Source organism: Xanthomonas pisi DSM 18956 (assembly GCF_001010415.1).
Classification (GTDB): Bacteria; Pseudomonadota; Gammaproteobacteria; order Xanthomonadales; family Xanthomonadaceae; genus Xanthomonas; species Xanthomonas pisi.
Map to the genome: position 1 here is coordinate 1 of NZ_JPLE01000075.1, position 24,317 is coordinate 24,317.

Sequence of the window (24,317 nt, forward strand, 5' to 3'; positions counted from 1 at the left end):
CCCGCAGGAGAGGGGCTTGAGCTCAGCGCTGGCTTACCCAGCGCCGCGAACGCGGCTGCTACGCGCATGAAAAAGGCCGGCGCCCTACGACAGCGCCGGCCTCTCTCGAGATGCATCACCCTTTACGTAAATCTCATCTTGCACGTACATCTGATCTTGCACGTACACCTGATCTTGCACGTCCGTCCGAGTTGCCGCACGCATCTGCGCTGACAGTACGAGCGAGGCGACGCAATGCCGCCCTCAACCCTCAGCGCGCGACGCGCTTGACGGCCTTTTTGCCCACGGCCTTGCGCGCCGCAGTCGTCTTGGCCACGGCGCGCGTTGCCGGCGTCTTGGTGACCTTGGCTGCCTTCTTCAACGCGGTCTTGGTCACGGCCTTCTTCAGCGGGGCCTTCTTCACTGCCGCCTGCTTGGTCGCTGTCTGCTTGGCGACTGGCGCCTTCTTGGCGATGTCTTTGGCGACCGACTTCTTGAGCGACGCCGATTTGGCTGCGGCCTTCTTCGCGGCCGTGCGCGCGCTCACCGTTGCCACGGCGGTCTTGCGTGCCGCGCTCTTGGCGGCGGTCTTGGCGCTCAGCGCAGCGGCTTCGGCCTTGGCGTTGGCCTTGGCGGTCTCCAGCTTCTGCCTGGTGTTGGCCTTGGTATCGGAGATCTTCTTCTTGGCCGCCGCGCTGGTGCTGCTCAACTTCTGCTTGGCGGCATCCTTGGTCGAGGTCAGCTTGTGCTTGGCCGCATCCTTGGTGGAGAGCAACTTCTGCTTGGCCGCATCCTTGGTGGCCGTCAGCTTGTCCTTGGCAGCGTCCTTGGTCGCGGTCAATGAGCGCTTGGTCTTGGCCACGCTACGCTTGACCGCGGTCGCGGCCTCGCCGGCCTTTGCAACCACGTTCTTCTCCGCCTTGGCCACCGCCTTGCGGGCCTTGGCAACACGCGTCTTGACCTCTGCCACAGCCACGCCTGCGGCTTCCTGCACGTTGGTCACCGCCTCGCTGGTGGTGCTGGCGATGGTGTCGGTCAGCTCGGTTGCAGTGCTCTTTACGCTATCGACGGCGTCGGACAGGGTTGCCGTCACACCATTGCCGTTGCTCATAGACCCTCCTTAGGGGCGTCAGTGCGGGAAACGCGGGCGATGCGCGACGGCATGCATATGCTGAACAGGCATCGGATCAAGCGGACGCTACGCCCGGCTCGGCGGGCTGTCAACGCAATGGCGGCAAGGCATGCGCGGCTCTTTCACCGGCAGTTAAATTGCTGGCTGGCACTCTCGTTCAGCTTGATTTACGCAGCCAGACCCCCTATTCCTCTTCCACCGCGTAACCCGGAATCCGTTCCATGCGACCGCTTCCCACCTTGCTGACGCTTTCCCTGGCCGCCGCCTTCGGCGGTTTTGCCGCCACCGGCATCAACGCGTGGCTGGACAACCGCGCCGACGCCACGCCCACCGGCACCACCAACTTCACCTTGCCGGCAGCTGCCGCGTTACCGGCCGCGGTTGCCGGGCAACCGGTGCCCTCGCTGGCGCCGATGCTGCAGCAGGCGATGCCGGCGGTGGTGAGCGTCAACACCAAGCAGGTGGTGCGCGTGCGCAACCCCTTCTTCAACGACCCCATCCTGCGTCGGCTGTTTCCGGAGATTCCGCAGGACCGCATCAACGAATCGCTGGGCTCGGGCGTGATCATCGATGCGCAAAAAGGCTACGTGCTGACCAACCACCACGTTATCGACAATGCCGACGACGTGCAGGTGACGCTCGGCGACGGACGCACGGTCAAGGCCGACTTCATCGGCTCCGATGCCGACACCGACATCGCACTGATCCGCATCAAGGCCGACAACCTCACCGACATCAAGCTGGCCGACAGCAACGCCTTGCGCGTAGGCGACTTTGTGGTGGCGATCGGCAACCCGTTCGGCTTCACCCAGACCGTGACTTCCGGCATCGTGTCGGCGGTGGGACGCAGCGGTATCCGCGGGCTGGGCTACCAGAACTTCATCCAGACCGATGCCTCGATCAACCCCGGCAATTCCGGCGGTGCGCTGGTCAACCTGCAGGGTCAGCTGGTCGGCATCAACACCGCCAGCTTCAATCCGCAGGGCAGCATGGCCGGCAATATCGGCCTGGGCTTGGCCATTCCCTCCAACCTTGCGCGCAACGTGGTCGAGCAACTGGTGACCAAGGGCGTGGTGGTGCGCGGCACGCTCGGCCTGGAAACCCAGAACCTCACCCAGCAGATGCTGCAGGGCCTGGGGGTGGATTCGCTGCGCGGCGCGCTGGTGACGCGCGTGTTGCCAGGCTCGGCGGCGGCGGTGGCCGGCGTGCAGCCCGGCGACGTCGTGGTGGCCGCCAACGATCAACGCGTGGACAGCGCAGAAGCGCTGCACAACTACGAAGGCCTGCAAGCGGTTGGCAGTGCGGTGACACTGGACATCCGTCGCGACGGCAAGCCGCTCAAGCTCAAGGCCACGTTGAAGGAACAGGACCGCGCAGTCACCGGCGACATGCTCGACCCGCGGCTGGGCGGGGCCACGTTCGTGGACCTGCCAGAGTCGCTGCGTCAGTCCGGCATCACCGGCGTCATGGTCAGCGAGGTCAAACGCGGCGGACGCGCAGCGGCCAACGGCCTGGTGTCCGGCGATGTGATCGTGGCCAGCAGCGTGGGCGAGTTCGCGGACCTGGCCAGCTGGCGCGCCAATTTCCAGCGCAAACCGCAGCAGCTGGTGGTGCGTATCCTGCGTGGCAACGCGCAATACGACGCGCTGATGCGTTGAGGCGCCGTGACCGCACGCCGTTTCCACTAACGCCTCCTACACCCCCCCCGATGCTATTGCTACTGCACGACCGCACGTAAGTGGCGGCTGCCATCAATGACCGAAGGAGATATCGCATGAGCCCCACCAATACCGATCAGCTGAAGGAAAACCTGAGCGAAGCCGGCACCCACCTGAAGTCGGCCGCCAGCGCCGCCGGTGAAGCCGTCAAGGGCGCCACCAGCGCTGCGGGCGACGAGCTCAAACTCGGCCGTGCCAACGTCAAGGCCGAACTGTCCGACACCGCATTGGCTGGCATGGCCGCGGCCGAGTTCGGCGGCGCCGCAGCCAAGGAGCAGATGGACGTGCTGGTCGCCAAGGGCAACGACTTGCTCGACAGCGCCACCGACCTGATCCGCGAGCGTCCGCTGGCCGCATTCGGCGTTGCGTTTGCCGCTGGCTGGGTCATCGCCAAGCTGGCACGTAGCAACGATAACTAAGTCGTGAGCGATCAGGCTTCTACAGCTGCCGGTTCCGGCGCGCCAGAGGCGCGTCCGGAAACGCCGGGCCTGGACGAAAGCGTACGTGCGGTCGGCGCTGCGGGCCGCGCAACGCTGGGCTCGGCCAAGGACACCGGTCGCGCACTGCGCCGTCTGGTGTCGGCCGACTTGCGGCTGGCACGCAGTGCATTCGGGCGTGGCCTGGCATGGGCGTGCGTGGCAGTGGTGTTCGGCGCGTCGTCGTGGCTGTTGCTGGCAGGCGCCATCATCGCCTTGCTGCAACGCGCCGGGTTGTCGTGGTTTCAGGCGATGTTTTTCACCGCATTGGCCAGTCTGCTGGTCACCGGCATCGCCGCATGGCGGGTGTTCTTCTATTTCGATCACACCGGCATGAATGCAACGCGGCGTCAGTTGATCAAGTTGGGCATCTTCGACGATTCCAGCGAGGACGACACCGCCGCCGCACCTGCCAGTGGAGGACATCCATGAAGTTCGGCACCTTGCGTCAACAGGTAGAACGCGCTGAAGTGTTGGTGGAAGGGCGCGCGCAGGAAACGCGTACGCACTGGGGCCAGCTGCGCCAGACCTGGCGTGCAGGCTGGTCGCCGGCACGCATCATGCTGGTCGGCTTCGGGCTGGGCTTTGTCACCGGTCGCAACGAACCGCAGGCCGCGCTGGGCAGTATCGCCAGCAAGCTGGGCGGCATTCCCAAGATTCTGCAGATGATCAGCACGATCTCTGCGTTGTTTACCGCGCACCGTGCGCAGGAAGCCTCCGAGCAGGCCGAGCGTGCAGCCGATAATGCCGAAGAGGTGGCGGCCGAACCGACGGTTACGGTAGTCCAGGTGCCCACCGAGCGCGCCGCCTGAGCGTCGCAGCAGGATGCGGCGCTCTTGCGCCGCTTCCTGGCATGGTCGAGGCCGCCAGCTTTCCATCCTCGCACTGACACCGCACGCACAGGCCCTGTGCGCGCCGTTGACGCATTGTGCCGATAATGGCCCACCGCTGGCAGCACGCCAGTCTGCTGCCAGGGCGCGCATGTCTCTCCCCGTTGACTCTTCGGATACTGCCATTGCCGCAGATTCGCTTCCGCCGCCTCCGGCGCCGCGCCCACGGGCACCTGCTTCGCTGGTGGTGCTGGCAACGCTCGCGGTGGGTTACACACTATGGGCAGCGCAGACGATCATCCTGCCGATCATGCTGGCGGCGTTCTTCGCACTGATCGGCAATCCCATCCTGCGCGGACTGCGCAAGCTCTATATCCCGCGCTTTCTCGGCGCCCTGCTGGTGCTGTGCCTGGGCCTGGCCGGCACGGTGACGTTGGCCGCGCAATTGGCAGGCCCTGCCGCCGAATGGGTGCAACAGGCACCAAGACAGATGCGCCAGATCGCACGCGATGTGCGCGATTTCACCAAGCCGGTGATGCAGGCCAATCAGGCGGCGGAAAACTTTGCACGCGCAGCCGGTGGCGAAGGCCAGCGCGGTGTGCAGATCGTGCGCACGCAAATGGACGACCCGTACAAGGCGCTGGTGCGTACACCAAAGCTGGCCGCCTCGGTGCTTGCCGTGGTGCTGCTGACGTTCTTCTTCATGGTCTATGGCGAAAGCCTGCAACGGCATGCGATTGCGTTGTTGCCCAACCGCCAGCAGCAACGCTTCACCACCGAGATCATGCTCGACATCGAGCGCGAGGTCTCGCGGTATGTGCTCACCATCAGCGTGATCAATACGCTGGTCGGGCTGATCTTTGCCGGCATTTTGTACGTCTTGCAGATTCCGCTGCCCGAAGCCCTGCTTTGGGGCACGGTGGTGGCGCTGCTGAATTTCGCGCCTTATGTCGGTCCGCTGATCGGCGTGATGCTGATGCTGCTGATGGGCTTTGTGGAATTTCGCACCCCGCTGTCGGCGATGCTGCCGGCGATCCTGTATCTGGCGCTGCACACCATCGAGGGCCAGGTGGTCACCCCGATCGTACTGGGCCGGCGCATGGCGATTTCGCCATTGATGCTGATCCTGGCGCTGATGCTGTTCGGCTGGCTGTGGGGCATGGTGGGCCTGCTGCTCGCGGTGCCGCTGCTGGTCTGCATCAAGATGGTGCTGAGCCGGGTGGAAGGCATGCAGCGTTGGGCGCGGTTGTTGGAGTAGCCGGGAATCGGGAGTTGGGAATCGGGAATCGCAAGAGCAGTGGCTGCGCTCTAGCCATTCTCGATTCCCGACTCCCCATTCCCGGCATTACAATCTCGCGATGAGCTTCCACATCAGCGCCATCACCCTCGACCTCGACGATACGTTGTGGCCCTTCGCACCGATCGGTGCGCGTATCGATCAGGTGCTGTACGACTGGATGCGCGAGCACAGCCCGGTCACTGCCGAACGGTTCCCGGTGGAGGCGATGCGCGAGTTGCGCGAGCGCAGTTTTGCCGACAACCCGCAGCTGCATCACGACCTCAGCGCGTTGCGCCGGTTGACGCTGGAAACGGCCCTGCGCGACAGCGGCGGCGATCTGGCACTGCTGGAGCCGGCCTACGAGGTGTTCTATGCCGCGCGCAACCAGGTGGAGTGCTATCCGGATGCGCTCGACGCACTGGCACGCATCGCCGCACATGTGCCGGTGGCCGCGCTCAGCAACGGTAATGCCGATCTGCAGCGCATCGGGCTGATGCACCACTTCGCGTTTCAGCTGGGCTCGCGCGAACACGGCAGCGCCAAGCCGGATGCGAGCATCTTTCTGGCGGCGTGTGCGCGGCTGGAGGTGCCGCCCGCGCAGGTGCTGCATGTGGGCGACCACATCCGCATGGATGTGCTGGGCGCGCTGGATGCCGGCTTGCGTGCCTGCTGGATCAATCGCGACGGCGCGGTGTGGTCGCATCCGACCCAGCAGCCGGACCTGGAGTTCGACAGCATGACCGGGCTGGCCGACTGGCTGGACGCGCAGCAACCGCACCCGGGTGCCGCGCGCGACGGCATCTGCATTCCCGCCTGAGTTCAACCCGACGGCGCCCACCGCCATTGAAGGATGTCCATGTCGCATCTCACCGGTTTCATCGATCCCGCCGCCGCCGCACTGCCGCTGTATGTGCTCGACCGCGAGGGCTTTGCGCGCTGGTGCGCCGAGCAGCCCACCCGGGTGCTGTCGTGGGCGCAGGCGCAGCGGTTCGATGCCGCACCCGGTAGTGTGCTGTTGCTGCCCGGCGACCAGGGCTTGGCCGGCGCGATCGTCGGTGTCGGCGACCGCGCCGATGCATATGCCTATGCGCACGCGCCGATGGCGCTGCCGCCGGCCAGCCGCTGGGCGCTGGCCAACAGCCTGAGCGATGCCGAACTGGCGTTGCTGCATCTGGGGTGGGGGCTGGGCGCCTATCGCTTCGCGCGGTACCGCAAGGTGCCGCGTGCACCGGCCGAATTGGCGGCCACGCCCTCGGCTGCCACGCGCACACTGATCACGGCGTGCCTGCAGGTGCGCGACTGGGTCAATACGCCGACCGAAGACATGGGCCCGCAGCACCTGGAAGACGCCACCCGCGCCGTGGCGCAGGCGCACGGCGCGCAGGTCGAGGCGATCGTGGGGGATGCGTTGCTGGCGCAAAACTTCCCCACCATCCATGCGGTCGGGCGCGCCTCGCACCGGGCGCCGCGGCTGATCCAGCTGCAATGGGGCGATGCGGCGCATCCGCATCTGGTACTGGTCGGCAAGGGTGTGTGCTTCGACACCGGCGGGCTGGACCTCAAGCCGGCCGATGGCATGCGCAACATGAAGAAGGATATGGGCGGCGCGGCGCACGCACTGGCGCTGGCCGGCCTGGTGATGGCACAGCAGTTGCCGGTGCGGCTGACCCTGTTGATTGCCGCGGTGGAAAACGCCGTCGGCCCGGATGCGTTCCGCCCGGGCGAAGTCATCACCACCCGCGCCGGCGTCACGGTGGAAGTGGACAACACCGATGCCGAAGGCCGCCTGGTGCTGTGCGATGCGCTGAGCTACGCCACCGAACAGCACCCGGACCTGATCCTGGATTTCGCCACGCTCACCGGTGCCGCACGCATCGCGCTGGGCCCGGATCTGCCGGCCCTGTTCGCCAACGACGATGCGCTGGCGCAGGCCTGGATCAGCGCCGGCGAACAGACCCGCGACCCGGTCTGGCGCATGCCCCTATGGCGCCCGTACCTGCGCTATCTCAACAGCCACGTGGCCGACATGGCCAACGCCGGCTCGCGCATGGCCGGTGCGGTCACCGCTGCGCTGTATCTGGAGCGCTTTGTGGCCCCGGGCCAGCCCTGGGCGCATCTGGACGTCTACGCCTGGAACGACAGCGACCGCCCCGGCCGCCCGGCCGGCGGCGAGGCGCTGGCGCTGCGCTCGGCCTTTGCGATGCTGCAGCAGCGCTATGGCGGCTGAGCGCCATAGGCCTAGCAATGAAACGTGCCTTTTTCGCACTGCTAATGGCGGCGTCTTCATTTGGCCTGCATGCCGATACGGCTCGTTCAGAGCAGTGGCAAAGAAACCTGCTCCTGCTGGGTGAAAATGGTGGAAGTCGGTCGCGTTTGGTTGAGCTGCTGGGCATTCCTGCTGTCAAGCAACACATCGTTGTCAACGATCCGACTGCTTATCTTAGAGGCGGCCCAGCGCATTGCTTTGCCCTCTCCAAAGGGCAGGAACTTCAAGCTTGGTATTACCCAAGTGACGAAGCAGGCTATTGGGTGATTCTGAAAAACGGCACGATTCAATGCATTGCATTCGAGCCGGCACACACTGCTTTATTGGTGCTTCCTTGATCCAGAGGTCTAGCGGCAAGCCCTGCCTCGGCTGCGATTGAATAAGCGATGTTCGCTGCCGCAGCGCGCGCCTTGGTGTGACTCGCACCAGGTCATCTGCGCTGGCGGATTCGCCGCTCAGCGAGCGTACGAAGCGGCGCAGCGCCAGCAGCACGGCGTGCAGTAGGTCATCGTCCAGAGCATCCATTGGCAGGCTTGGTGGTGGCATCACACAGTAAACGCACTGGAGCGTGGACTATTCCCACGACGCGTGCGCGTGCCACAACGTTCTTGGCGATCGAGGGAATAGCTCGGCGCGCTCTTCGTCTCACTGTATTGACCACTCACAGCATCGACCACCGGAGCCAGCCATGACGTTGCCACCTCCCCCGCCCAAGCGCGCGCGTAGCCCTGTGCTGCCGTTGCTGGGCATCGCCGCGATTGCCGGTGGCATCGCCATCGCGTTTGCCTGGACTGCCGGCTGGATTGGCGGCGACCGGCTCACCGCCGCGCGCATGACCGATACCATCGAATCCAGCGGGCCGCCGCATCCAGGTTTTCGGCGTGCGCATACCAAGGGCGTGTGCGTGAGCGGGCAATTCCAGTCCAGCGGCAAGGCGACCTGGGTGTCGTCGGCGCGCATCTTCAGCCAGGCCAGCACGCCGGTCGTGGGGCGCATGTCGATCGGCGGCGGCGACCCGCATGGCGCCGATGGCGCGGCGCGCGTGCGCAGCATGGCGCTGCTGTTGCGCAGCGACGATGGGCAGGAATGGCGTACGGCAATGAACAGTTTTCCGTTCTTCGTGGTCGCCACGCCAGCCGGCTTCCAGGCCCTGAACGTGGCTTCCAAGCCGGACCCGGCCACGGGTAAACCGGACCCGGAAAAACTGGCCGCCTTCGGCAAGCAGTATCCGGAAGCCGCCAAGTTCCAGCAGTGGGCCAAGACCGCACCATGGTCCGATAGCTGGGCCAATACGCAGTACAACGGCGTCAATGCGTTCCGTGCGATCGCCACCGATGGGCGCGAGCGCTACATCCGTTGGTCGATGCGCCCGCATACGCCGTTCAAGGAACTGAGCGCTGAACAGCGCAAGCAGGCCGATGGCGATTTTTTGGCCACCGACCTGGACGCACGCCTGGCGCAGGGGCCGCTACGTTGGGACATGGTGCTGACCGTGGCCGAGCCGGGCGACCCGGTGGATGACCCTTCACAACCCTGGCCGGCCAGTCGCAAGCAGATCGTGGCCGGCACGCTGTCGCTGGACCGCGCGCAACCGCAGGCCAATGGCCCGTGCCGCGATCTGAACTACGACCCGTTGATTCTGCCCAAGGGCCTTGCCGCCTCCAACGACCCGATTCTGGCGGCGCGCTCGTCGGTGTATTCGCAGTCGTTCAACCGCCGCGAGCGCGAGATCGCCAATGGCAAGGGCAGCGCCGCCACCGCCCAGGGAGCACATCAATGAGCCGCCAGACGCACTTCAACCTGCCCGCGCGCGTGCTGCATTGGCTGATGGCCGCGATGATCCTGACCATGCTGTTCGTCGGCGTGGGCATGGTGGCTTCGGTGACGCAACGGCCATGGTTGATCGATCTGCATCGCCCGTTGGGCATCGCGATCCTGATCCTGGCGGTGCTGCGCCTGATCAATCGCCTGCGCAATCGGCCGCCGGCATTGCCTGCGGATTTGCCTGCCTGGCAGAAGGCCGCCGCCATCGCCTCGCACTGGCTGCTGTATGCGTTGATGCTGGGCATGCCGTTGATTGGCTGGGCGATGCTGTCGGCCGGCGGCTACCCGATCGTGCTGTGGCCGGGCGCGAACCTGCCGGCGATCGCTCCGCACGACCCGGCGCTGTACGCGTGGCTACGCACGGCGCATGGCTGGTTGGCGTATCTGTTGTTCGCCACCGTGCTGGGGCATCTGAGCGCGGCGCTGTTCCATGCGTGGGTGCGCCGCGACGGCGTGTTTTCCAGCATGGCGCGGGGGGAGCGATCAGCGCGTTGATGGATGGGTGTGGGCTCCCTTGCCGGGAGAAGATGCCCCGCAGGGGCGGCGTGCGGGGACGGGCGAAGCATCGGGTTAACCGCCGCCTGGAGCGGCTTTGCCCTGTACCCTCACCCCAACCCCTCTCCCGACGGGAGAGGGGCTTTAAGCGGCAGCTCGACTGTTTGTCCTTTTGTCCTTCTCCCGCCAGGCGGGAGAAGGTGGCGCGCAGCGCCGGATGAGGGTGCGGGCCGAGCCCCGCGCAGGTTGAACCAAACGACACGAAAGCTTGGCCCGCACCTTCTTCCCAACCCAACTGGCAGTTGGCGTCATCAGTTGATCAAGACAGTTGCTCTCCCGACGGGAGAGGGGCTAGCGCTGGCGTTTTGTCTTGGCCGCTGGCGCAGATGCGTCGATGCCCTTGCCGGTGGCGGCCCAGTAGATGCCTCCGTACAGATGCTCCAGATAGCGCGGATCGTTGTAGGCCTCGGCCAAGTGGCCGAGCGCGGTGGCGAACACGCGGCCGCCTTCGAAATGGTGGTACCACGCCACCGGGTGGTGTTTGCCCATGCCCTTGGCGACCTGGCCCGGCCAGATCAGCGTGGGGTCGTAGCTGGTTTCATCCACGGTCAGTAGCGTGACCAGATCGTCGCTGTAGGGCGGGTCGTATTCGTACCACTCGTCGCTCCACACCCAGCGCTTGGGCAGGCCCGCGGTGGCGGGGAAATTGGCGTCCACCACATCCACCATTGCGGTTTGCATGTAGGGATGCGTGCGGAACGAGCGGCCGATCAGATGGTCGTACCATTCCCACTCGCCGCGCTTGATCGCAAACGCCTTGTGCACCGCGACCACGCCGCCTCCATTGCGCACGTATTGCTGGAAGTTTGCCCGCTGGGCCGGACCCAGATCGGTGGCCGGGGTATTGAGCAGCACGATCGCCGCGTATTGCGACAGATCGCCATCGAAGGCTTTGGCATTCCATGCCCACACCAGCTCGACGTAGTGCTTGCGCGCCATCGCTTCGAACTGCGGCTTGGCCACCGGGATGTAATCGTGGTGGTACTGGTTGGGAATGGCCGCCACCAGAATCTTGAATTGTTCGGCCGATGCATTGAATGCGCAGGCCAGCAGCAGGCCCAACAGGCACATGGATTTCATGCGGTGACTCGCGATGACGACGCTCGCTGCGCAGTGTACCTGCGCAGCGATGGCATGCCTTCGCACGCATTTGGAATAGCGGTTGATCGCTGCGCCGCAGATGGCCGAGGCAAGCCGCCGCGTGTGGCAGCGACTGCCAGGCCTGCGCAATGCGCAACGCCGCAGTGCGCTGGCCTGCAAGATGCCGCACGCGTGCGCACGATGGAATGGCTGCAGGACAGCGACCAGTCACGGGCATGCGCTGTGACGCTTGAACGCCCTGGCCGCGTCCGCCCTGCGTTCAACAATGCTCGACTGGCGCAAGCTGCAATGCGTCAGTAGCGATCGCCAGGCGCAACCCCTGCCGGCCCTACAACCAGCCTTTCTGTCGCGCCAGTCGGTACGCTTCGATGCGGTTGGCCACGCCCAACTTGCCGATGCACTCGGAAAGATAATTGCGTACGGTGCCATGCGAGAGCTGCAGCTGCTGTGCGATCTCGCTGGCCGAGCGGCCTTCGCCGGCCAGCCGCAGCACCGTGCGTTCGCGCTCGCTCAGCGGGTCGGCTTCCACCCAGGCATCCATCGCCAGTTGCGGGTCGATCACCCGGCCGCCGCGGTGCACCTGGCGCAGCGCACTGACCAATTGTTCGGCCGGCGCGTCCTTGAGCAGATAGCCGGCCACGCCGGCATCCAGCGCGCGGCGCAAGAATCCTGGCCGGGCAAAGGTAGTGACGATCATCACCCGCACCGGCAGTGCCTGGCGCTGGATGCGCTGCGCCAGTTCCAGGCCGCTCAACCCGGGCATCTCGATATCGGTGACCAGCACATCCGGCCGCAGCCGCTGCAGCTCGCGCCATGCGGCTTCGCCATCGCCGGCGCTGCCGACCACGTCGATGTCCTCTTCCAGTCCCAGCAGGGCCACCAGGGCGCCGCGCAGCAGCGCCTGGTCTTCGGCCAACAACACCCGGATCATCGCGCGTGCTCGTCTGTAGGCAACGGCTGAGCACGATAACAGCGCCGACCCATGACATGCATGGCTGCGCTGCCCAGCCCGAAGCGCTCAGCGCGGCAGCGGCAGCGGCGACGCGGGCAACGGTGGGCTTGCCGGCTCCGACGCGCACTGCGGCAATGGCACGCTGGCGCGCAGGCGCATCCCGCGCGGCAGCGCTTCCACCTCCAACGCACCGCCCAGGCTCTGCACGCGGGCGCGCATGCCGTCCAGGCCATTGCCGGGCACGATCACCCCACCGCGTCCGTCGTCGGTGATTTCCAGCAGTGCCTGTTGGCCGTGGGCGCGCAGGCTCACCCGCACGCGCCGTGCCTGTGCGTGACGCTGCACGTTGGTGGCCGCCTCGCGCACCACCAGCGCCAACGCAGTTTCGTGTTCGGGCGGCAGCGGCAACGGCTCCAACGTGTGCTCCAGCGCGATGCCGTCCATGTCCAGCAGCACCCTGGCCGATGCCAGCTCAGCCACCAGCCCGGCGGCCCGGATGCCGGTGACCGCGCGTCGCACCTGCGCCAGTGCATCGCGCGAGATCTGCGCCACCGCATCGATCTCGCTCCGGGCAGCCTGCGGATCGCGCTCGATCAGGCGCGCGGCCAGGTCGGATTTGAGCGCCACCAGCGACAAGGTGTGGCCCAGCAGGTCGTGCAGGTCGCGACCGATGCGTTCGCGCTCCGCAGTGGCGGCCAGCCGGCGGACTTCGTCCTGCGATAGCCGCAGCAGCGCATCCTTGCGTTCGTTGATGCTGTACACCGCGCCCACCGCAGCCATGCCCAGCACCGACACCGGCAACCACACCAGCGATTGCAGGCGCATCCCCAGCCAATGCGCCCAGCCCAGGTAGAGCGCGTTCATCACCACCAGCATCGCGAAGTGCCGCCACAACGCGTGCCGCGTGGACGGGCGCAGGCTCAGGCAAGCGAAGACGAAATAGCTGATGCCCGAGGGATACACCGGCAGCAACCCGGCACTGAGCAAGCCCATCGCCCAGGCATAGCGGTACAAGGTGCCGCGCGGCGCCAGCAACATGCGCGCGTACAGCAACAGGAAGACCGGATACGACAGCAACGTGCACAGCCACCAGGTGCCATCGTATCCGCGCGCTGAAAACACCGGCACCACAAACACCCATGCCGACCACAGCAGATGCACCGCATCCATCCAGGGCGATTGGCCCTGCGCCAGGCGCGCGGCCACTTGCGAATTTGCGGCCGGACGGAGCCAGGCCGGGAGACTCAGGTGCATCGGAAGGGATCCGTAGGAGTGAGCCGATTCTGCCACTGCCGGGTTCGCCTCGGCGTGCGACGCGACAGGTCGCGTCCGATGAGCGGCCTCATGCATGTCGGTCACCGTCTGTTGCGCAGGCGATGCCCGTGGATACCGCTGCAGCAAACGCATCGAAAAGAAATCGGCACAAGCAGCGCATGCAGGTCCTGACAGTCGGGCAGTGCTGCAAGCGTGCGCGCTCGCGTCGACCACACACAGTCGCGCCTGTCATGGCATGCAGGTGACAGCTGTCACTGGTCGCGGCGGCCGGCCGGTCGCATGCTGCGCAGCACCTTGCAGTGCCCCGCACCCGCTGACCGTTGGTCGCCTCGCTGCAGTTGGTGACTTCCGGCAGCTTGCGGCGCGCCCTGCAGGCGGTCACATTCTGCGCAGCCTCCTGTCCTGGTTATCGATGAACACCTCCGCCGATCTGCTCAAGCAACTCCGCATCGACCGCCAGCGTCCTGCCACGCCACCGCCAGCGCGCCGCACCGGCTGGATCATTGCCGCCATCGTCGTGGTCATCGTGCTGGCGGCGGCCGTCTGGTGGTTCACGCGCACACCCGTGCTGAAGGTGAAGACCGCGCCGGTAGTGGCGATCAGTGCCGGCGGCAGCAGCGCCTCGGTGCTGGATGCCTCGGGCTACGTGGTGGCGCGGCGCATGGCCACGGTGTCGGCGCAGGTGACCGGCAAGGTGCGCGAGGTGATGATCGAAGAAGGCATGCGCGTCGAACAGGGCCAGGTGATGGCCACGCTCGACCCATTGGATGCCGACGCACAGCGCACGCTGTCTGCATCGCAGTTGTCGGCCGCGCGCAGCCAGGTCGACAACATGCAGGCGCAACTGGCCGTGGCCAACGCCGATGCCACACGCCTGCAATCGCTGGTGGGGGCACAACTGGTGTCGCGCTCGCAGTACGAACAGGCCATCGCGCAACGCGACGCATTGCGCGCGCAGTTGCAGAACGCGCAGCGCAACGTGCAGGTGGCATCGGACCAGCTGGCCATTGCCGGCATCCGCTCGGACTTCAACGTGGTGCGCGCGCCGTTTGCCGGGGTGGTCACCGCCAAGGCGGCGCAACCGGGCGAAATCGTCTCGCCGCTATCTGCCGGTGGCGGCTTCACCCGCACCGGCATCGGCACCATCGTGGACATGGAATCGCTGGAAATCGAAGTGGAAGTGGGCGAGTCGTATATCGGCCGGGTGCAGCCGAAGATGCCGGTGGAGACGGTGCTCAACGCGTACCCGGAATGGAAGATTCCTGGCGAGGTGATCGCCATCATCCCCACCGCAGACCGCGGCAAGGCGACGGTGAAGGTGCGCGTGGCGCTCAAGGTCAAGGATCCGCGCATCGTGCCGGAAATGGGCGTGCGGGTGAGCTTTCTGGAGCAGGCCAGGCCGCAGGAAGCCGCCAAGCCGCAAGGCGTGCGCGTACCGGCAGCGGCGCTGGTCGAACGCGATACGCGCACGGTGGCCTTCGTGGTCGGCGAGCGCAACGCGGTCAGCGAGCGCGCCGTCACCACCGGCATGACGATGGGCGAAGACCGCCAGGTGGTGTCCGGATTGCGTGCCGGCGACAGTGTGGTGCTCGACCCGCCAGCGGCATTGAAGGATGGCGACACCGTGGCCGAAGCAGATACCGACGCCGCGCAGTAGCCACTGGCCCGGCAAGCACAGCGCCGGTCCGCGTCATCGCTTGCAGCGCGCGGTATCGGTGTTGCTCCCATCACGCTGCATCGGGATGCGCCTATTGCAATGAAACATCGTCGTCAGAGCGCGCAGTGCGATCCATCCCATCCGCTCCAGGCCGTTCGTTACATGCTGCTTGAAAGCGCCGCAGACAGCATGAAACGCAGGGATCTGCCGGAGCACTGCGCGCAGCGATCCGGTTGACTCGCCTCGCACGCATCGCCCAGTCACACGCTGCCGCTTGATCGCTTCACCGTCGTCGTGCATCGCATCGCCGCTCATGCAGTCGCAGTCGCTCTGCCGCACCGCTTCCCCATCCCATTGCATCGCCAGGAGTCGTCATGACCGCTCTCGTCAGCTTGCGCAACATCACCAAGACCTACCAACGCGGCCCGGAGCAGGTGCAGGTGCTGCACGGCATCGATCTGGACATCGCCGCGGGCGATTTCGTTGCGCTGATGGGCCCGTCCGGTTCGGGCAAGACCACCTTGCTCAACCTGATCGGCGGGCTGGACAACCCCAGCGGAGGCGAGATCGAAATCGAGGGCGAGCGTATCGACCGCATGAGTGGTGGGCAGCTCGCCACCTGGCGCAGTCACCACGTCGGCTTCGTGTTCCAGTTCTACAACCTGATGCCGATGCTCACCGCGCAAAAGAATGTGGAATTGCCGCTGCTGTTGACCTCGCTCAATGCCGGCCAGCGCAAGCGCAATGCGGAGATCGCCCTGACCCTGGTCGGCCTGCAGGAACGCCGCAACCACAAGCCCAGCGAGTTGTCCGGCGGCCAACAGCAGCGCGTGGCGATTGCCCGCGCCATCGTGTCCGACCCGACCTTTCTGATCTGCGACGAGCCCACCGGCGATCTGGACCGCCACAACGCCGAAGAAATCCTGCGCCTGCTGCAGGAACTCAACCGCGAACACGGCAAGACCATCGTCATGGTCACCCACGACCCCAAGGCTGCCGAATACGCCACCCACACCATCCATCTGGACAAGGGCGAGCTGGCCGACGCGCCACTCGCGCTCTAAGGGAGCGCTGCCATGAAGTATTTCTCGCTGGTGTGGGCGCAGTTGTTCCGCAGCAAGACCCGGACCTTGCTGACCTTGTTGTCGGTGGTGGCTGCGTTTTTATTGTTCGGCATGCTGGATTCGGTACGCGTGGCCTTCAACTCCGGCGGCAGCGTCAGCGGCGTCGACCGCCTGGTGGTGGCCTCGCGCCTGTCGATCACCCAGTCGCTACCGATCCGACTGGAAGCGCAGGTGCGCAGCGTGCCGGGCGTACGCGATGTGACCTCGGCGATGTGGTTCGGCGGCATCTATCGCGACCCGAAGAACTTCTTCGCCAACTTTTCGGTGGCGCCGAACTTTTTCGACATCTACAGCGAATACGCATTGCCCAAGGATCAGCTCAAGGCATTCCAGACCACGCGTACGGGCGCTGTGGTCGGCGAAACCCTGGCCAAGGAATTCGGCTGGAAGATCGGCGACACCATCCCGTTGCAGGCCACCATCTTCCCGCGCGGCGGCAGCAACGACTGGCCGTTGCAACTGGTCGGCATCTTTCGTGTGAAAGACCGCACCGTGGCGGCCAATCAGGAACGCCAATTGATGATGAACTGGAAATACTTCGACGAATCCAACGACTACATCAAGAACCAGGTGAGCTGGTTGACGGTGACCCTGAGCAACCCCGACCAGGCCTCGCGCGTGGCGCAGGCGATCGACGCGTTGTCGGCCAACTCGGATCACGAAACCAAATCGCAAACCGAATCGGCGTTTCAGCAGGCCTTCGTCAAGCAGTTCGCCGATATCGGCCTGATCGTCACCTCGATCATGGCCGCGGTGTTCTTCACCTTGCTGCTGCTGACCGGCAACACCATGGCCCAAGCGGTACGCGAACGGATTCCGGAACTGGCCACGCTCAAGACGCTGGGCTTTCAGGATCGCACGGTGCTGAGCCTGGTGATGATCGAATCGGTGTTGTTGATCGGCCTGGGCGGCCTGATCGGCATGGGCCTGGCAGCCTTGGTCATCCCTGCGGTGTCCGCGCGCAGCGGCGGGCTGATGCCCACCCAGACCGTGCCGCTGCAGACCTGGCTGGTGGCGTTCGGGTTGATGGCCGGCATCGGCATCGTGGTGGGTGTGCTGCCGGCGTTACGCGCGCAGCGCTTGAAGATCGTCGATGCCCTCGCCGGCCGCTGACAGGAGCATGCACATGCAACGCAAATGGAAAGATCGTGGCGTCATCGTGTTGTCCATCGTGCTGCTGGCGCTCGGCCTGGGGCTGTGGATCGCGCTGCCGTGGATGTGGTTGCTGCCGATCGCGGTGCTGCTGGCGGTGTGGCTGGCGGTCACGCGCACGGGCCGCCTGTCGCTGGCGGCCGCACGCATCGGTATCGCCAGCCTGCCGCAACGCTGGGGCTCGACGTCGGTGATCGTGGTCGGCATTGCCGGCGTGGTCGGTGTGCTGGTGGCGATGCTGGCGATGGGCCAGGGCTTCCAGGCCACGCTCAACAGCACCGGCGACGACACCACCGCGATTGTGCTGCGTGGCGGCTCGCAGGCGGAGACCAACTCGGTGATCACCCGCGACCTGGTGCCGCTGATCGGCAGCCTGCCCGGCATTGCCGCCGATGCCAATGGGCGCCCGATGGTATCGCCGGAGTTGTCGCAGGTGGTCAATATCGCCTCGCGCTCCGATGGCACCGACGTCAACGCGCAATTGCGTGGCGTGGGCGAGCAGGCGTGGGGCGTGCACGACAAGGTCAAGATCGTGCAGGGCCGCCGCTTCACCACCGGCCTGCGCGAGATGGTGGTCGGCAAGGGCGCGTTGAACCAGTTCCGCGGCCTGGAGCTGGGCAAGACGCTGACCCTGGGCAGCCAGCAATGGACGGTGGTGGGCGTGTTCGCCTCCGGCGATGCGCACGACTCGGAGATGTGGACCGATGCGCAGACGCTGGCCACCACCTACAACCGCCGCGCGTATCAGTCGATCACCGTGCGTACCGCCGGCAAGGCCGGCTTCGATCAGTTCAAGACAGCCATGGCGGCCGACCCGCGGCTCAAGCTGGATGTGGAAACCACCCGCGCGTACTACGGCAAGCAGGGCGGCGGCTTGAACAAGTTGATCAGCATCCTGGGCACGGTGATCGGCGCGATCATGGCGGTGGGCGCGGTGTTCGGCGCGCTCAACACCATGTATGCGGCAGTGGCCACGCGTGCGCGCGAAATCGCCACGATGCGCGCGATCGGGTTCCGCGGCACGCCGGTGATCATGGCACTGATGCTGGAAACCATGTTGCTGGCACTGCTGGGCGGGTTGCTGGGCGGATTGATCGCCTGGGCGGTGTTCAACGGCTATACCGTGTCCACGCTGGGCAACAACTTCAGCCAGGTGGTGTTCCAGTTCAAGGTGTCGCCGGAGCTGCTGTGGAGCGGCTTGAAGTGGGCGCTGGGCATTGGCCTGGTGGGCGGACTGTTCCCGGCACTGCGGGCGGCGCGCTTGCCGATCACCACGGCATTGCGGGAGGTGTAGCGCGGGCCGTGGCCCGCCGGGAATGGGGAATGGGGAGTGGGGAATCGTGACAGCCAAAGCAGGGCACATGCGCTGCTGCTGAATAGATTGCAGGCTGTCATGATTTTGTCACCGCAGTGAGGTAGATGCGCGGGCCGGGCAGGCCGTAGCCTGCCCGGCCGTTTGATCCAACGATGTACTGCCATGACGCGCCTGTTTCTGCTGGCCTGCGCCTGCCTGTGGCTGGCCGGCTGTTCTTCGTCCTCCACCTCGCTCAGCGAGCGCCTGGTCGCGCCCGGTGGCGTGTCGCCGTTGCTGGACGAAGAACGCATCGCCGCCACCATCGCCACGGTACCCAGCCGCAGCGGCCACGTGACCACGCGCGACCAGGTGCCGATCTTCTGGCGTGCGATCGATCCGGGCCAGTACGCCATGCGCTACCGCTACCTGGGCCAGCGCAGCGACCCGGCGCATGCGCTGGATGTGGACTTCAGCTTCAGCGTGCCCCACGTGCCGCCGCCAGCGCCGCGTGGCACCGTGGTGTTGCTGCACGGCTGGATGATGGACGGCGATTCGCTGTTGCCGTGGTCGCTGCAACTGGCACAGGCCGGCTACCGGGTGATCACCATCGATCTGCGCAACCACGGCCATTCCGGCGGCGGGCCGTCGGGCTACGGCACGCGCGAGTCCGACGACGTGATCGATGTCATCAACGCACTGCAACCGCGCGGCGAAATCCGCGGGCCGCTGTATCTGTTCGGCATTTCCTACGGCGCGGCCACCGCGCTGTTCACTGCCGACAAGCTTGGGCCGCGCGTGGCCGGCGTGGTGGCGATGGAATCCTTCGCCAATGCCGGGCGCGGCATCCGCGACATGGTGCCGCATCTGCTGACCAGCCAGCCCAGCGGCTGGCGCGGGCACGCGGTGGCGGCGTATGCGCGCTGGCGGTATGCCGACCAGAATCTCGATGCGGTGATCGCCGCCGCCGACACCCAGCTCAAGCTGGATCTGGACCACGTCGATGTGGCGCAGGCGCTGGCCGACACGCGCAGCTGCGTACTGCTGCTGCATGGCGATGCCGATCAGCACATTCCGGTGGCGCATGGTCGCACCCTGGCGCTGGCCAATGCGCGTGCGCATTACGTGGAGTTGCCCGGCGAAAATCATCTGAGCCTGCCGTTGCGGCTGGACCTGCTCGGCGCACCGATCGACCACTGGCTGGCGCAGGTTCAACAAGGCCCGGGCGCCTGCCCTGCCCCGCAGGCACTGCCGACCTCCACGCTGGCGGTTGCAATGCCGGTACCGGTGCCAAGTAGCTGATCGCCGCACCGGCTTACGTCCTGCACACAGCACGCCGCCTGGCAGGCGCTCAGCGCCCCGCCACCGGCTGCCGCGCGCGCAGCACGCTATCGCCGACGAATAACAGCAGCCCGATCCAGATCGCAGCGAATCCGATCGCACGCCCCTGGTCGAACGGCTCATGGAAGAACCACACGCCCAGCAACAACTGCAGGCTCGGCCCGATGTACTGCAGGATGCCCACCAGCGACAGCGGGATGCGCCGCACGCCGTAGGCAAACCCGATCAGCGGCACAGCGGTCACCACGCCGCCGAAGATCAGCAACAGATCGGTCCGCAACTCCCAGCCGCTGAAGAACGCGCCGCCGTGGCCCTGCTCGCCCCATGCCGCCAGCACCAGTGCCGGCACGAACAGATACACGCTTTCCACGCCCAGGCCGGCCACCGGGTCCACCGCCACCAGCTTGCGCAGCAACCCGTAAAGGCCGAACGAGACCGCCAGCCCCAGCGCGATCCACGGCGGCGCACCGGCATCGATGGTCAGCCACAGCACGCCGATGGCGGCGCACGCCACGGCCAGCCACTGGATGCCGCGCAGGCGCTCTTTCAGCACCAGCACGCCCAGCAAGACGCTCAGCAATGGATTGATGAAGTAGCCCAGGCTGGCTTCGATCACATGCCCGGCGTTGATGGCCCAGATATACAGGCCCCAATTGAAGGCGATCGCCACGCTGCTGGCGGCCAGCATCCACAACGCGCGCGGCTGCGCGGCGATCGTGCGCCACCAACGCAAGCCCGAGGTCGCCACCAGCCATGCCACCACCAGCACCGCGCTCCACACGATGCGGTGCGCAATGATCTGCAGCGACGGCACCACCTTGAGCAGGTGCCAATACAACGGCACCAGGCCCCAGATCACAAAGCTCGCGGCGGTCATCAACAGACCGCGCCGCGCTTCCACCGCCGACACCGGCACAGACACGCTCATCGTCGCGCCCTGGCCAGGGTGACCACCAGCACGCCACCCAGAATCACTGCCATCGCGCCGATGTCGTGCGCGGTGAAACGCTCATGTCCCAGCCACGCCCCCAGCGCCACCGCAATCACCGGATTGACGTAGGCATAGCTGCCCGCCAGCGCCGGGCGCACGTGATGCAGCAGCCACACGTAGGCAGTGAACGCCACGATCGAGCCGAACACGCACAGATACGCCACGGCCATCAGTCCATGCGGCGTTGGCCAGGCATGCGGGCGCTCGCCGATCAGCAGGCCGGTGCTCACCAGCAACACGCCGCCGCACAGCATCTGCCCGGCGGCGGTCATGAAGGGCGACGGCAGATCGCGTCCGCGCGACCACACCGAGCCGAATGCCCAGCCGATCGGCGCGATCAGCAGCAACACCAATCCTCCCGGCGTTGCGGTCAGGCTGCTGCCGGCGTTGAGCCACACCACGCCCACAAATCCGATCACGATGCCCAGCCATTCGCCGCCGCTGGCGTGCTGTCCGCGCAACGCGCCGAATAGCGCCATCCACAGCGGCACCGACGCCACCGCCGTGGCGGCCAGGCCCGAGGACACGCTGCGCTCTGCCAGCACCACCATGCCATTGCCCAGCAGCAGCAACGCGGCGCCCATCAAGGCCACGTTCTTCCATTGCGCACGCGTCGGCGCCGCCACGCCCCGCCAGCGCAGCACGCTGTAGAGCACGCTGCCGGCGATGATGAAGCGCGCGCCGGACACCATCGTCAGCGGCTGCGCGCCGCCTTCCAGGGCAAACCGGATCGCCAGATAGGTCGAGCCCCAGACCACATAGACCAGCAGCAACGCAACAGCGACCAAGCCACTGCGCGCAGGCGCGGCAGCGTCGTGAGAGGAAGACATCGGAACAAAGCCAAGTGCAGCGGAAGCCTGCATTCTAGAGCACCTGCCCAGGCACAACGGCGGCTGACGACACCCGCCAGGCACGCCTCAGGCGCATGCACGATGCGCGGCAGCATCATGGCTGCGGGGGTGTGCCGATGATGCGCAACGGCGGCGTCTGTCTGGACGCGATGCAAGAGCCGGTGCAAGGCGCGGCGTCGAGCATGCACGACAAGCGCAGCCGCCCCTTGGAAGATGCCGATGCAGGGCAGCGACCGCGTCCGTCTGCTGGTCGCACAGTCGTGTGCTGATCGCTCCACATGCCCTTGCCCGCTGCGCGCGCTATGGTGCAGCACACCCCTCGTGCCGGAGCGCAGATGCAGCGTCGCCTTCCCTGGCTGGCCATGGCCGCCCTGACCGTCTTGTCCACCACTGCAGCGGCACGTACGCTCGAGCCGTGGGAGCTCAGTGGACGCAAATTGATCGAGGCCGGGCTGGACGGCTCGCTGGCGCCGGAGATCGACGCGCCGAACCAGCCCGAACTCAAGGTCATGGTGTCGGCCAGTCGCGCCGGCGCCTATGTGCTCGGCGTGGCCAGCACCAGCTATCGCACGCAATGGTGCCTGCCTGCGGGCCAGGCTGAGCTGCCGGACCTGCAGGTGATCTTCGCCGACCTTGTCGCGCTCCCCGATGCGCGCCTGGACGAGGCGGCTCCCGGCCTGATCATCGAGGCACTGCGCAAGCGCTATCCATGTGGCAAACGCAAAACGTAAAACCGCAGCCGATGCACCCCGCCCGGGCCATTGCAGGCGGCGCGCACGGCCAGCGATGACCATGCAATGCCCGGCCGGTAAAACCGCGCCGGGCATTGCACCCGTCAGGCCTTACTTGCGCGCGGCATCGCTCCTGGCGCGGATGGCCTTGAACTCCGAACCATCCTGCCAGCTCGGCCACTGCCGGCCGTTGGCCAGCGCCACGCCCACGTCGTAGACCAGCGTGGTATCGGCCGCATGCCCGGTGGCATCCCACTGCGGAGTCCAGCGGTCGCAGGGCTGGTGGTAGCAGTCGGCAAAGTAGTTATCGCGCAATGCCTTGCCCGCCTTGACGCCGCCCTTGAGCATGTCCAGGCCCGGGCCTGCAGTGATCGCCGGCACGCCCATGCGCGCGAAGGCGAAATGGTCGGCGCGGTAGAAGAAGCCCGCTTCCAGATTCGGGTCCGGCGAATAGCTGCGATCGCGCGCCTTGGCCGCCTGTTCCAGATCGCCTTCCAGCGACACGCGGCCGCGGCCCCACGACGCGATATCGTGCGTCGGGCCATCCGGGCTGAACATCTCCATGTTGAGTACCGCCACGGTCTTGTCCAACGGCGCCAGCGGATGGGCGGCGTAATAGTTGGCCCCGAGCAAACCCTTTTCTTCGGCGGTCAATGCAATGAAGTACAGCGTGCGCTGCGGCTTGGGGCCGGCGGCGAACACCCGCGCCAGTTCCAGCACGCTGGCCACGCCGGTGGCGTTGTCCACCGCACCGCGTCGCACCGTGTCGCCGCTCGCATCGGCCTTGCCGATCCCGAATGCATCCCAGTGTGCGGAGAAGATCACCGTCTCGTCCGGATGCTGGCTGCCGGTGAGCTTGGCCACCACGTTATGCGTCACCACGCGTTCGCGCTTGAGCTTGAAGTCCACCGACAACGTGGCATCGCCCAGCGGCATCGGTACGAAGTCGCGCTGCTGCGCGCGCTGCCTGGCCTGTTCGAAATCCAGCCCGGCCTGCTTGAACAGCGACGTTGCCAGCGTCCGCTGCATCCAGCCGCGCACCGGCACGTGCTGCGCGCGGGCATCGGCATCGCTGCGTTCGATATCGAACAGCGGCGACAGGCCCGAGCTCTGCACCGTGGCCCAGCCATACGCGGCCGGCGCGGTCTCGTGCACGATCAGCACACCGGCGGCGCCGCGGCGCGCGGCTTCTTCGTACTTGTAGGTCCAACGGCCGTAGTAGGTGACCGCCTTGCCGTCGAACGCACCCGGCTGTGCGGTGTCGAAGTCGGCATCGTTGATCAGCACCACGGCGATCTTGCCGCGCAGGTCCACGCCCTTGTAATCGTCCCACTGCCGCTCCGGCGCGCTGATGCCGTAGCCGACGAACACCAGCGGCGCATGCTTCAGCGCCACCTTGTCGATCGGCCGCAGGCTCTGCAAGGTCACATCGGTGCCGTTGACCAACGTCTGCGTCTTGCCGGCGACACGCAACGTGGCATTGACCGGGCCATCCACCTGCGCACGGACCAGCGGCACGGCCTGGGTCCAACCGCCCTGCTCGCCACCCGGCTGCACGCCCGCGGCCTTGAACTGCTCGACCAGATAATCGACGGTGCGCTGCTCGCCGGCGCTGGCCGGCGCACGGCCTTCGAATTCATCCGATGCCAGCAGACGCACGTGCCGCGACAACGCCTCGGCATCGATGCCGCCACCCGGCAGATCGTTGGCGGCCTGCGCCACACCTCCCACGAACAGGCAGGCGGACAACAACAGGATGCGCATCGGGTTCACGGCAAGGCCTTGCAACGGA

The 24,317-nt window shown here is 66.3% G+C and carries 24 protein-coding genes and 1 pseudogene; 16 read left to right on the forward strand and 9 right to left on the reverse strand.

The window, feature by feature from the left end; genetic code table 11:
* Nucleotides 1-250: 250 nt before the first annotated feature.
* The gene (locus tag Y887_RS15560; protein WP_046965213.1) at nucleotides 251-1,090 is read right to left on the reverse strand and encodes a histidine biosynthesis protein HisIE; all 840 of its coding nucleotides are present in this window, start codon (nucleotides 1,088-1,090) and stop codon (nucleotides 251-253) included.
* A 242-nt stretch (nucleotides 1,091-1,332) separates the two neighbouring features.
* Here Y887_RS15560 and Y887_RS15570 point away from each other — a divergent pair, with 242 nt between their 5' ends.
* From Y887_RS15570 to Y887_RS20405, 8 genes are all read left to right on the forward strand, one after another.
* Complete coding sequence (locus Y887_RS15570; RefSeq protein WP_046965215.1) at nucleotides 1,333-2,769, forward strand: Do family serine endopeptidase; 1,437 nt, start codon at nucleotides 1,333-1,335, stop codon at nucleotides 2,767-2,769.
* Between the two features lie 116 nt (nucleotides 2,770-2,885).
* Nucleotides 2,886-3,248, forward strand: a complete 363-nt coding sequence (locus Y887_RS15575; protein ID WP_046965216.1) for a hypothetical protein — start codon at nucleotides 2,886-2,888, stop codon at nucleotides 3,246-3,248.
* A 3-nt stretch (nucleotides 3,249-3,251) separates the two neighbouring features.
* Nucleotides 3,252-3,737, forward strand: coding sequence for a hypothetical protein (locus Y887_RS15580; RefSeq protein WP_046965217.1), 486 nt, complete (start codon nucleotides 3,252-3,254; stop codon nucleotides 3,735-3,737).
* A complete protein-coding gene (locus tag Y887_RS15585; RefSeq protein ID WP_046965218.1) occupies nucleotides 3,734-4,117 on the forward strand; it encodes a hypothetical protein in 384 nt (127 codons plus the stop codon). The genes Y887_RS15580 and Y887_RS15585 overlap by 4 nt, the downstream gene beginning before the upstream one ends.
* A 169-nt stretch (nucleotides 4,118-4,286) precedes the next feature.
* Complete coding sequence (locus Y887_RS15590) at nucleotides 4,287-5,393, forward strand: AI-2E family transporter (RefSeq protein ID WP_046965219.1); 1,107 nt, start codon at nucleotides 4,287-4,289, stop codon at nucleotides 5,391-5,393.
* 100 nt (nucleotides 5,394-5,493) lie between these two features.
* On the forward strand, nucleotides 5,494-6,231 hold the full coding sequence (locus tag Y887_RS15595; protein ID WP_046965220.1) for an HAD family hydrolase: 738 nt from the start codon (nucleotides 5,494-5,496) through the stop codon (nucleotides 6,229-6,231).
* 39 nt (nucleotides 6,232-6,270) lie between these two features.
* Nucleotides 6,271-7,641 carry a leucyl aminopeptidase family protein gene (locus Y887_RS15600; protein WP_046965266.1) on the forward strand — a complete coding sequence of 457 codons (1,371 nt, stop codon included), beginning with the start codon at nucleotides 6,271-6,273 and terminating at the stop codon, nucleotides 7,639-7,641.
* A gap of 17 nt (nucleotides 7,642-7,658) precedes the next feature.
* Nucleotides 7,659-8,018, forward strand: coding sequence for a hypothetical protein (locus tag Y887_RS20405; RefSeq protein ID WP_157004335.1), 360 nt, complete (start codon nucleotides 7,659-7,661; stop codon nucleotides 8,016-8,018).
* 55 nt (nucleotides 8,019-8,073) lie between these two features.
* Here the strand turns inward: Y887_RS20405 and Y887_RS21020 are convergent.
* A pseudogene (locus Y887_RS21020) lies at nucleotides 8,074-8,205 on the reverse strand (RNA polymerase sigma factor); the annotation flags it as partial.
* Between the two features lie 163 nt (nucleotides 8,206-8,368).
* Here Y887_RS21020 and Y887_RS15610 point away from each other — a divergent pair.
* Together Y887_RS15610 and Y887_RS15615 are read left to right on the forward strand one after the other, a co-directional pair.
* On the forward strand, nucleotides 8,369-9,460 hold the full coding sequence (locus tag Y887_RS15610; protein ID WP_046965222.1) for a catalase family peroxidase: 1,092 nt from the start codon (nucleotides 8,369-8,371) through the stop codon (nucleotides 9,458-9,460).
* The gene (locus Y887_RS15615) at nucleotides 9,457-9,999 is read left to right on the forward strand and encodes a cytochrome b (protein WP_046965223.1); all 543 of its coding nucleotides are present in this window, start codon (nucleotides 9,457-9,459) and stop codon (nucleotides 9,997-9,999) included. The genes Y887_RS15610 and Y887_RS15615 overlap by 4 nt, the downstream gene beginning before the upstream one ends.
* 351 nt (nucleotides 10,000-10,350) lie before the next feature.
* Here Y887_RS15615 and Y887_RS15620 read toward each other — a convergent pair whose 3' ends face one another.
* The 3 genes from Y887_RS15620 to Y887_RS15630 all read right to left on the reverse strand — a co-directional run bounded on the left by Y887_RS15620 (nucleotide 10,351) and on the right by Y887_RS15630 (nucleotide 13,366).
* A complete protein-coding gene (locus Y887_RS15620) occupies nucleotides 10,351-11,139 on the reverse strand; it encodes a ThuA domain-containing protein (RefSeq protein WP_046965224.1) in 789 nt (262 codons plus the stop codon).
* Between the two features lie 349 nt (nucleotides 11,140-11,488).
* Nucleotides 11,489-12,091: a response regulator transcription factor gene (locus Y887_RS15625; RefSeq protein ID WP_046965225.1), complete on the reverse strand. Its 603-nt coding sequence runs from the start codon at nucleotides 12,089-12,091 to the stop codon at nucleotides 11,489-11,491.
* Nucleotides 12,092-12,178: 87 nt separating this feature from the next.
* A complete protein-coding gene (locus Y887_RS15630; protein ID WP_046965226.1) occupies nucleotides 12,179-13,366 on the reverse strand; it encodes a sensor histidine kinase in 1,188 nt (395 codons plus the stop codon).
* A 433-nt stretch (nucleotides 13,367-13,799) separates the two neighbouring features.
* On the opposite strand from Y887_RS15630, the gene Y887_RS15635 reads away from it, so the two are divergent.
* Nucleotides 13,800-15,044, forward strand: a complete 1,245-nt coding sequence (locus Y887_RS15635) for an efflux RND transporter periplasmic adaptor subunit (protein WP_046965227.1) — start codon at nucleotides 13,800-13,802, stop codon at nucleotides 15,042-15,044.
* Nucleotides 15,045-15,077: 33 nt separating this feature from the next.
* Here the strand turns inward: Y887_RS15635 and Y887_RS15640 are convergent, their stop codons facing one another.
* Nucleotides 15,078-15,359 carry a hypothetical protein gene (locus Y887_RS15640; RefSeq protein WP_146093449.1) on the reverse strand — a complete coding sequence of 94 codons (282 nt, stop codon included), beginning with the start codon at nucleotides 15,357-15,359 and terminating at the stop codon, nucleotides 15,078-15,080.
* Nucleotides 15,360-15,418: 59 nt separating this feature from the next.
* Here Y887_RS15640 and Y887_RS15645 point away from each other — a divergent pair, with 59 nt between their 5' ends.
* The 4 genes from Y887_RS15645 to Y887_RS15660 all read left to right on the forward strand — a co-directional run bounded on the left by Y887_RS15645 (nucleotide 15,419) and on the right by Y887_RS15660 (nucleotide 19,913).
* Nucleotides 15,419-16,108, forward strand: coding sequence for an ABC transporter ATP-binding protein (locus Y887_RS15645; RefSeq protein WP_046965229.1), 690 nt, complete (start codon nucleotides 15,419-15,421; stop codon nucleotides 16,106-16,108).
* A gap of 12 nt (nucleotides 16,109-16,120) precedes the next feature.
* Nucleotides 16,121-17,281: an ABC transporter permease gene (locus Y887_RS15650; RefSeq protein WP_046965230.1), complete on the forward strand. Its 1,161-nt coding sequence runs from the start codon at nucleotides 16,121-16,123 to the stop codon at nucleotides 17,279-17,281.
* A 7-nt stretch (nucleotides 17,282-17,288) separates the two neighbouring features.
* Nucleotides 17,289-18,614 carry an ABC transporter permease gene (locus Y887_RS15655; protein WP_084726066.1) on the forward strand — a complete coding sequence of 442 codons (1,326 nt, stop codon included), beginning with the start codon at nucleotides 17,289-17,291 and terminating at the stop codon, nucleotides 18,612-18,614.
* Between the two features lie 183 nt (nucleotides 18,615-18,797).
* Nucleotides 18,798-19,913 carry an alpha/beta hydrolase family protein gene (locus Y887_RS15660; RefSeq protein WP_046965232.1) on the forward strand — a complete coding sequence of 372 codons (1,116 nt, stop codon included), beginning with the start codon at nucleotides 18,798-18,800 and terminating at the stop codon, nucleotides 19,911-19,913.
* A 49-nt stretch (nucleotides 19,914-19,962) separates the two neighbouring features.
* On the opposite strand, the gene rarD is transcribed toward Y887_RS15660, so the two are convergent.
* Together rarD and yedA are read right to left on the reverse strand one after the other, a co-directional pair.
* Nucleotides 19,963-20,880: an EamA family transporter RarD gene (gene rarD, locus Y887_RS15665; RefSeq protein WP_046965233.1), complete on the reverse strand. Its 918-nt coding sequence runs from the start codon at nucleotides 20,878-20,880 to the stop codon at nucleotides 19,963-19,965.
* Nucleotides 20,877-21,773, reverse strand: a complete 897-nt coding sequence (gene yedA / locus Y887_RS15670; protein WP_046965234.1) for a drug/metabolite exporter YedA — start codon at nucleotides 21,771-21,773, stop codon at nucleotides 20,877-20,879. The genes rarD and yedA overlap by 4 nt, the downstream gene beginning before the upstream one ends.
* A gap of 323 nt (nucleotides 21,774-22,096) precedes the next feature.
* Between yedA and Y887_RS15675 the strand changes: the two genes are divergently transcribed.
* Nucleotides 22,097-22,525, forward strand: coding sequence for a Rap1a/Tai family immunity protein (locus Y887_RS15675; protein WP_046965235.1), 429 nt, complete (start codon nucleotides 22,097-22,099; stop codon nucleotides 22,523-22,525).
* Between the two features lie 111 nt (nucleotides 22,526-22,636).
* Here the strand turns inward: Y887_RS15675 and Y887_RS15680 are convergent, their stop codons facing one another.
* A complete protein-coding gene (locus Y887_RS15680; RefSeq protein ID WP_046965267.1) occupies nucleotides 22,637-24,289 on the reverse strand; it encodes a M28 family metallopeptidase in 1,653 nt (550 codons plus the stop codon).
* Nucleotides 24,290-24,317: the final 28 nt, after the last annotated feature.